We start from the raw sequence: 7,817 nt of genomic DNA, 5'->3' as shown, positions 1-7,817 counted from the left end.
AGACTGGTTAAGGAAAAGGGATAACCGCAACCATCAGGCCTTACGGTGTCATTCTGCCCCCAGCCGGAACAGACCCCTAGTTGCGGCCGACGCAAAAGATGCGGCGCACCGGGAACCTGTCGTCTGATCCCGCGACGACGACAGAGGCTTGTGGCGGAGGCGGTATGACAAAGCCCATGGGTGATCCTTTCCGTGATGCGGTCACATGACCCGAACCGGTGTTGCACGTCCACCTTCGCGAGATAATTTAACATAACCATCATTACCAGATTATAGATAGCCTTGCCGGGCGGCGGCCTAACTGGCACAGTTTGCGCAAAATGAAGGAGGACATCCGATGACCCCTGACATGACGTGCCATCCGACCGTGACTCCGTTCTTTGACGAGCGGTCCAACACCATATCCTACATTGTTCAGGAACCGAACGGTCCGGCCTGTGCTGTGATTGATGCGGTGATGGACATCGACTATGCGGCCGGTGCGCTGAATTTTGACGGTGCGGACAAGATTATAGCGTACATTAGGGCGCAGGGTTTGCGGCTCGATTGGATCATCGAAACCCATGTCCATGCCGACCACCTGTCGGGCGCGCCTTACATCCAGCAGGCATTGGGCGGCAAGATCGGCATCGGTGCCAAGATCACCGATGTGCAGGACACCTTTGGCAAGGTGTTCAACGAAGGTACGGAATTCCAACGCGATGGATCGCAATTCGATGCGCTGTTCGAAGATGCTGATACTTACATTGTCGGCGCGATGACCTGTTTTGCCATCCATACACCCGGCCATACCCCGGCCTGCATGGTGCATGTGATGGGGGATGCTGCCTTTGTCGGCGATACGCTGTTCATGCCTGACGGTGGCTCGGCCCGCGCGGATTTTCCGGGTGGAGATGCCGGGCAGCTCTACGACAGTATCATGCGCGTTCTGGCCCTGCCCGATGCCATGCGCTTGTTCATCTGCCACGATTACGGCCCCGGCGGGCGTGCGGTCGCGTGGGAGACGACCGTCGCGGAAGAGCGCGAAAAGAACATCCATGTGGGCGGTGGCAAAACGCGCGAGGATTTCATCAAGTTCCGCACGGAACGGGACAAACAGCTCGCGATGCCAAGCCTGATCATTCCCGCGCTGCAGGTGAACATGCGTGCCGGTGAAATTCCGCGTGATAACGAAGGGGACATGGCGCTCAAGGTCCCATTGGGCAAACTCTGACACTTCCCTGTTTCAAAAAATCCTCCCCGAAGGGCCGGGTTGAGCTGGGACGTCCCTTGCCATTTGATGTCTGCGGCTCAACACTCGGGCCATGACCCTTTCCGCTCGCATCGACGGTCACCGCGACGCTTTGATCGCGCTGACACAGGATTTGATCCGCATTCCCACGCTGAACCCGCCGGGGCGGCGTTATCACGACATCTGCGCATTGGTCGGGGATCGGCTGAAGGGGCACGGGTTCGAGGTGCAGATGATCCGCGCCCACGGCACACCGGGCGACAGCGACACCTATCCGCGCTGGAACGTGGTGGCGCGGTGCGAAGGGACACGTGCCGGGGAATGTGTGCATTTCAACAGCCACCACGATGTGGTCGAGGTGGGCCACGGATGGACCCGCGATCCGTTCGGGGCAGAAGTTGAGGGCGACAAGATTTATGGTCGAGGTGCCTGTGACATGAAGGGCGGGTTGGCCGCCTCGATCATCGCGGCGGAGGCGTTTATCGAAGAACACCCCGACTACGCCGGTGCGATTGAAATCAGCGCCACGGCGGACGAGGAGTCGGGTGGGTATGGTGGTGTCGCCTACCTTGCTGAAAAGGGCCTTTTTGCGCCGGAACGCGTCCAGCATGTCATCATCCCCGAACCTCTGAACAAGGACCGCATCTGCCTGGGTCATCGCGGCGGCTGGTGGGCCGAGATCGAGACGAAGGGCGAGATTGCCCATGGCTCCATGCCATTTCTTGGTGATTGCGCGGTGCGGCACATGGGGGCCGTGCTGGACAAGTTCGAAACTGATCTTTACCCGGCCATGGCGGCGCGCCACACCGAAATGCCTGTCGTGCCGGATGGTGCGCGGCAATCCACGATGAACATCAATTCCATCCATGGCGGCCAGCCCGAACAGGCCGAAGACTATGATGGCCTTCCCGCCCACTGTGTGCCGGACAGCTGCCGCATCGTGATCGACCGTCGCTTTCTGGTCGAAGAAAACGTGGAACAGGTGCGCGGTGAAGTGGTTGAGCTGCTTGAAGGACTGAAAGCCTCACGAGACCGGTTTGAATACGAAATGCGCGAGTTGAACGTGGTCTTGCCATCCATGACGGACAAGTCGGCACCGGTGGTCGAAACAGTCCATGCCGCCATTGAAAGCGTACTGGGGGTTGAACCCACATATGTCGCCTCCCCCGGGTCTTACGACCAAAAGCATATCGACCGGATCGGCAAGCTGCGCAATTGCATCGCCTATGGTCCGGGCGAATTGGAACTGGCCCACAAGCCCGATGAATGGGTCGGGATCACCGATATGCTCGACAGTGCCAAAGTGATGGGTCACGCGCTCGAAACCCTGCTCTTGCCGTAAGCCAAGCCGTGGCTGCGGGTTACGTCCGGTTCATGATCCCTTGATATGTTGTCGGCGGATGTGCATTTTCTGATGCAGAAGGACACTGGCAGATATGACCAAGACAAACAGCGCAACCGTTGCCCGCAGTGCAAACGCCGGAAAGTTCACCGTCCGCAAGGAAGGTGGCGACACATCCGAGCATGCCTCGGGCAAGAAGACCCCCAAGGTTGTGCGCAGTTCAATCAGCAAGAACAGGGACGCCCTGCAGCGGCTCGCCAATCGGTAAGCGGCACTATCGCGTCAAGCTTGGCGACGTTCTTGAGGCCCATGAGCAATCGCTTGAGGCGTTCGGCGGGTTGCAGGGTATCTGCAATCTCGACAGCATCCTTGGTGCGATTGGCCGCCCCTATCACGGCTATCACCTGCCTATTCACAAGAAGGCCGCTGCCCTGCTGCATGGCTTGGCAACGTCCCATGGCTTCAATGATGCGAACAAGCGAACAGCTTGGCTGACGACGGAGGTGCTGTGCCTCAACAGCGGCTACGACCTTGCCATCCACGCCGGAGACAGGATCGATGACGTGGTGGTCGACGTGGTGACAGGGGCCATGTCGCAAACCGCGCTCGAAACCTGGTTTCGCGCGCGGCTGTCCAAGCTCGATGACTAGTTAGAGTTTGGCGATCACCGGCACATCTATGTTGTCGATCAAACGGACACCGGCCATCCACGCAGCAGCAAACAGCCGCGCGGGTTGGCTGGCCTGCTCGATCATGGTGAGCGTGTCATTGGTGCGCATCTCAAGATAGTCGATCTCACCGAACCCGGCCGCTGCCAGCCGCGCCTTCGCGTCGGGCAACAGATCAGCAATCCGTGCGCCCTGTCCCAATGTCTCGGCCATCTCTTCCATGACGTCGTTCAGCGCCGCGGCCCGGCTGCGGGCCTGATCGGACAAGAGCAGGTTGCGGGATGACATGGCCAGCCCGTCGATCTCGCGAATGGTCGGGCAACCTACCACCTCGACCCCCAGATCCAGATCGCGCGCCAACCGCCGCACCACCTGCAATTGCTGGAAGTCCTTTTCGCCAAAGAACGCCAGATCGGCAGATGTCTGGGTGAACAGCTTGGTCACCACCGTTGCGACCCCGTCAAAGTGCCCGGGTCGGTGCGCGCCGCACAGCACGTTGGTCAGACCATCCACGCTGATATTCGTGGCAAACCCGTCCGGGTACATTTGCGGCCCGTCAGGGACATAAATCGCGTCGACGGCAAAGCGTTCCAGCTTGCGCGCATCCTCGTGTTCGGTGCGCGGATAGTTCTCAAGGTCTTCTGGGTTGTTGAACTGCTTGGGGTTCACAAAGATCGTCACGATCACCCGATCCGACATCTCTTTGGACCGCGCCACGAGGCTCAGGTGGCCGTCATGCAGCGCGCCCATTGTCGGCACAACGCCGATGGTTTCGCCAGCGCGTTGCCAACTCCGTGTCATCTCGCGCAGCTCGGCCAGGGTGCGCACGATTGGTGCGGTCATGTCTTGGCTCCGGGCACTGCGTCACCAAACACGTGTTCGGGTCCGGGGAAGCGGCGCGCACGCACATCCTCGGCGTAGGCTGCGATGGCTGTTTCACCGTCCACACCCAATTCGGCATAGCGTTTCACGAACTTGGCTTTGAAGGCGGTGAAGAGGCCCAGCATGTCATCGACAACCAGGATTTGCCCATCGCATCCGGCCGACGCGCCGATCCCGATTGTGGGGATATCAACGGCTTCGGTGATCTGATTGGCGAGGGTTTCCGGCACCTTCTCAAGCACGACGGCAAATGCCCCCGCGTCTGCCACGGCCTTGGCATCGGCAATCAGGGTTGCAGCCGCATCGCCCCGGCCCTGCACCTTGTAGCCGCCCAGCGTGTTGATCGATTGGGGCGTCAGGCCGATATGGGCCATGACCGGAATGCCGCGTGCCACAAGGAACGCAATGGTATCCGCCATCGCCACGCCGCCTTCCAGCTTCACCGCGCCTGCGTTCGTCTCTGACATCAACCGCGCCGCGTTGCGGAACGCTTGCTCGGGCCCTTCCTCGTAGCTGCCGAAGGGCATGTCGATCACCATCATGGCGGATGTTAGCCCGCGGGCGACTGCCTTCCCGTGCATCACCATCATGTCCATCGTCACGCCAAGGGTCGAGGGCAGCCCATGCAGCACCATGCCCACGCTGTCACCCACAAGGACAAAGTCGCAATGGGTGTCCATCATCTGTGCCATGGGGGTGGTGTAGGCCGTGAGGCTGACAATCGGCGTGCCCCCTTTCATGGCCCGGATATCGTCGGGCAAGGGGGCGGATTTGCGGGCTGTGGCGCTCATGTCCATGTCCTTCGCATAATGTCGTTGCGCGCCCATAGCAGGCCCGGGGCCGCAATGTCACCACCCCGGGCCGTGACGTCACAGCATACGCACGGACATGCCCCCGTCTGCAATCAGGGGTGCGCCAGTGACAAAGGATGCGTCATCCGACAGCAGGAACAGGGCAGCGCGCGCAATTTCCTCGGGGTCCGCCAGCCGTTTCATCGGGTGCAATCCCGCTACGAAGTCGATGGTGTCAGGGTCGTCACCTGCCATGGCTGTGCGCGTACCACCGGGCAATACGGCGTTTACCCGAATGCCATGCCCGGCCCAGTCAATGGCCAGTGATTGGACAAGGCCCATCAACCCGGCCTTGGACGCGGCATAGGCCCCCATGCCGGGCATTCCGCCGTTGCTGACACCGACAAATGATCCCGTGAACACCAAGGCACCCCCGCCCCGCTTGATCAGCGCGGGAATCTGGGCGCGGGCCGACAGGAATGCACTTGTCAGATTGGTCTGGATGACATCGGACCATGTCTGATCCGTCATGTCGGTGACCGGACCCATGTCACCCACCATACCGGCGTTGTTGAAGGCACCATCCAGACCGCCAAATTGCGCTATCGCCGTATCGACAAGTGCCTTGGCAACAGATGGATCACCCACGTCTCCGGCAGCATAGGCAGCGTGCCCGCCTGCGGCTTCGATCTCGCCTGCGATTTCCTGCAACTTGTCGACCCGTCGGGCACCCAGAACCACGTTTGCGCCTTCTTGCGCAAACAGCCGGGCCGCCGCCGCACCGATCCCGCTGCTCGCGCCGGTGACTATGATCGTTTTGTCTTTCAGTCGCATGTTTTTGCCTTTCGGAGATCTGTTTTCATGCGCCCGCTCTACGCCCTGCGCCGACCCGTTTCCTGCGCACGCGTCGGCGCTGCTGCGTAACCCGCAAGAAACGGGTCAAAGGCACAGAAGGCTTGCACGGTGCCCGGTTTGCGGGAAAGCTGTGGGAAACGCACCGATGGGGAGACCGCCATGTTCAACCGACTGATGATGACCACCGCTGCCATCGCCCTTGCTGCGACGGGGGCCTGGGCAAAAACTGACATCACCGTGGCCATGCAATTGGAACCCCCGCACCTTGATCCTACCTCAGCCGCAGCGGGGGCCATCGACCAGGTGCTGTATTCCAACGTGTTCGAGGGGCTGACCCGCTTCATGGGAGACGGGTCGGTTGTGCCGGGTCTGGCGGCAAGCTGGGAAATCTCGGATGACGGGCTGACATACACCTTTACGCTGCGCGACGGTGTCATCTTTCACGACGGTACCGGCATGGACGCCGAAGATGTGAAATTCACCTTTGATCGTATCCTTGCCGAAGACAGTGCCAATGCGCAAAAAGCGCTTTATGCGGCAATTGCCTCGGTCGAAGTGGTCGACCCGCAAACCGTGCGCATGACCCTGAGCGAGCCGAACGGCAACCTGCTTTTCAACCTCGCCTGGGGCGATGCGGTAATCGTGGCCCCGGAAAGCATCGAGAACATCAAACAACAGCCCGTGGGCACTGGCCCGTTCAAGTTCGACAGTTGGACGCAAGGCGACAGCATCCGCATCAGCCAATATGACGGGTATTGGGGCGACGCACCCGCGCTGACCGAGGCCACATTCAAATTCATCTCTGACCCAACGGCCGCCTTTGCTGCCGTGATGGCCGAGGATGTGGATGTGTTCACCGGCTTCCCGGCGCCAGAAAATCTGCCGCAATTCGAAGCCGACCCGCGCTTTCAGGTGCTTGTCGGTTCGACCGAAGGCGAGACGATCCTGTCCACCAACAATGCGCAGGCCCCCTTTGACGATCTTCGCGTGCGGCAGGCCGTGGCACACGCTATCGACCGCCAAGCCATTATCGACGGGGCAATGTTCGGCTATGGCACCCCGATCGGGACACACTTTGCGCCGCACAATCCCGCTTACGTCGATCTGACCAGTGGGTCTGCCTTTGACCCCGAAAAAGCTCGCGCCCTTCTGGCCGAGGCCGGGATGGAAGGCGGGTTTGAAACCACGTTGCATCTGCCGCCGCCCTCTTATGCGCGTCGCGGGGGGGAGATTATCGCCGCGCAACTGGCCGAGGTTGGGATCAAGGCCGAAATCATCAATGTCGAATGGGCGCAATGGCTGGAAACAGTATTCAGGGGCAAGAGTTTTGGCCTGACCATCGTCAGCCATACCGAGCCGATGGACATCGGCATCTATGCCAATCCCGACTATTACTTCCAGTACGATAATCCGGCGTTTCAGGAGTTGATCAGTACGCTGAACAGCACCACGGACCCCGATAAGCGGACCAATCTGATGGCCAAGGCGCAAGAGATGATCGCGAATGATGCGGTCAACGGCTACCTGTTCCAACTGGCACAGCTGTCGATCGCCAAGGCGGAGGTACAGGGCCTTTGGGCAAATCTGCCCACGCAGGCCACGGACCTCACCGGTGTGAGTTGGACGGAATGATTCTGCACAAGGCGGGCAGCCGCCCAAGCCAGCGGGCGAACCCGGACTACTTCACCGGCGACGTGTGGCAGGATCCGATCATCTCGGCCGAAGCGCCGGCGCGGCTACGTGCGCTTACCGTACATTTCGCACCGGGAGCCCGGACGGCATGGCACACGCATCCGCTGGGCCAGACGCTTCATGTGACCCAAGGGGCCGGGTTGATCTGTATGCGGGGCGAGACACCGCAAGAAATCCGCCCGGGTGACACGGTTTGGATTCCTGCAGATGCCGAGCATTGGCATGGTGCAGCGCCGGACACCGCGATGACCCATATCGCTATGCAAGAGGCGCTGGACGGGTCGGCCGCCACATGGCTGGAACAGGTAAGCGACGCGGATTACGGCGGATAGGTCGAAGGGGGGCCAGCCCCCCGG

The 7,817-nt window shown here is 60.6% G+C and carries 9 protein-coding genes and 1 pseudogene; 6 read left to right on the top strand and 4 right to left on the bottom strand.

The genetic code is table 11. From position 1 onward, the window contains the following. Window positions 1-79: 79 nt before the first annotated feature. Window positions 80-178: pseudogene (locus Q1A75_RS12245) on the bottom strand (FAA hydrolase family protein); the annotation flags it as partial. Between the two features lie 159 nt (window positions 179-337). On the opposite strand from Q1A75_RS12245, the gene Q1A75_RS12240 reads away from it, so the two are divergent. From Q1A75_RS12240 to Q1A75_RS12225, 4 genes are all read left to right on the top strand, one after another. Beyond that, a complete protein-coding gene (locus Q1A75_RS12240) occupies window positions 338-1,213 on the top strand; it encodes an MBL fold metallo-hydrolase (protein WP_299548395.1) in 876 nt (291 codons plus the stop codon). 91 nt (window positions 1,214-1,304) lie between these two features. Beyond that, window positions 1,305-2,573 (top strand): acetylornithine deacetylase/succinyl-diaminopimelate desuccinylase family protein, encoded by a 1,269-nt coding sequence (locus tag Q1A75_RS12235; RefSeq protein ID WP_299548398.1) that lies wholly within the window; start codon window positions 1,305-1,307, stop codon window positions 2,571-2,573. Between the two features lie 94 nt (window positions 2,574-2,667). Continuing rightward, window positions 2,668-2,841, top strand: a complete 174-nt coding sequence (locus tag Q1A75_RS12230) for a hypothetical protein (protein ID WP_299209806.1) — start codon at window positions 2,668-2,670, stop codon at window positions 2,839-2,841. Between the two features lie 70 nt (window positions 2,842-2,911). Next, window positions 2,912-3,223, top strand: coding sequence for a Fic family protein (locus Q1A75_RS12225; protein WP_299548402.1), 312 nt, complete (start codon window positions 2,912-2,914; stop codon window positions 3,221-3,223). Here Q1A75_RS12225 and panC read toward each other — a convergent pair whose 3' ends face one another. From panC to Q1A75_RS12210, 3 genes are all read right to left on the bottom strand, one after another. Beyond that, window positions 3,224-4,084, bottom strand: coding sequence for a pantoate--beta-alanine ligase (gene panC / locus Q1A75_RS12220; protein WP_299548405.1), 861 nt, complete (start codon window positions 4,082-4,084; stop codon window positions 3,224-3,226). It abuts the gene before it with no gap. Next, window positions 4,081-4,914, bottom strand: coding sequence for a 3-methyl-2-oxobutanoate hydroxymethyltransferase (gene panB / locus Q1A75_RS12215; RefSeq protein WP_299548408.1), 834 nt, complete (start codon window positions 4,912-4,914; stop codon window positions 4,081-4,083). Before panB ends, panC begins: the two co-directional genes overlap by 4 nt. Before the next feature lie 78 nt (window positions 4,915-4,992). Beyond that, window positions 4,993-5,748 (bottom strand): SDR family oxidoreductase, encoded by a 756-nt coding sequence (locus Q1A75_RS12210; protein WP_299548411.1) that lies wholly within the window; start codon window positions 5,746-5,748, stop codon window positions 4,993-4,995. 180 nt (window positions 5,749-5,928) lie between these two features. On the opposite strand from Q1A75_RS12210, the gene Q1A75_RS12205 reads away from it, so the two are divergent. Continuing rightward, entirely contained in the window at window positions 5,929-7,401 is a 1,473-nt protein-coding gene (locus tag Q1A75_RS12205) for an ABC transporter substrate-binding protein (RefSeq protein WP_299548414.1), read from the top strand. Beyond that, window positions 7,398-7,793, top strand: a complete 396-nt coding sequence (locus Q1A75_RS12200; protein WP_299548416.1) for a cupin domain-containing protein — start codon at window positions 7,398-7,400, stop codon at window positions 7,791-7,793. Before Q1A75_RS12205 ends, Q1A75_RS12200 begins: the two co-directional genes overlap by 4 nt. The last annotated feature ends 24 nt before the right edge of the window (window positions 7,794-7,817 follow it).

Source organism: uncultured Tateyamaria sp., assembly GCF_947504105.1.
In the GTDB taxonomy this organism is placed as follows: Bacteria; Pseudomonadota; Alphaproteobacteria; order Rhodobacterales; family Rhodobacteraceae; genus Tateyamaria.
This window is presented reverse-complemented; position numbering and strand designations above follow the sequence as displayed.

Bases quoted from the DNA above. Each gene is read 5' to 3' on its own strand.
- Q1A75_RS12240 (WP_299548395.1), top strand. From the start codon at position 338: ATGACCCCTGACATGACGTGCCATCCGACCGTGACTCCGTTCTTTGAC.
- Q1A75_RS12235 (WP_299548398.1), top strand. From the start codon at position 1,305: ATGACCCTTTCCGCTCGCATCGACGGTCACCGCGACGCTTTGATCGCG.
- Q1A75_RS12230 (WP_299209806.1), top strand. From the start codon at position 2,668: ATGACCAAGACAAACAGCGCAACCGTTGCCCGCAGTGCAAACGCCGGA.
- panC (WP_299548405.1), bottom strand. From the start codon at position 4,084: ATGACCGCACCAATCGTGCGCACCCTGGCCGAGCTGCGCGAGATGACA.
- panB (WP_299548408.1), bottom strand. From the start codon at position 4,914: ATGAGCGCCACAGCCCGCAAATCCGCCCCCTTGCCCGACGATATCCGG.
- Q1A75_RS12210 (WP_299548411.1), bottom strand. From the start codon at position 5,748: ATGCGACTGAAAGACAAAACGATCATAGTCACCGGCGCGAGCAGCGGG.
- Q1A75_RS12205 (WP_299548414.1), top strand. From the start codon at position 5,929: ATGTTCAACCGACTGATGATGACCACCGCTGCCATCGCCCTTGCTGCG.
- Q1A75_RS12200 (WP_299548416.1), top strand. From the start codon at position 7,398: ATGATTCTGCACAAGGCGGGCAGCCGCCCAAGCCAGCGGGCGAACCCG.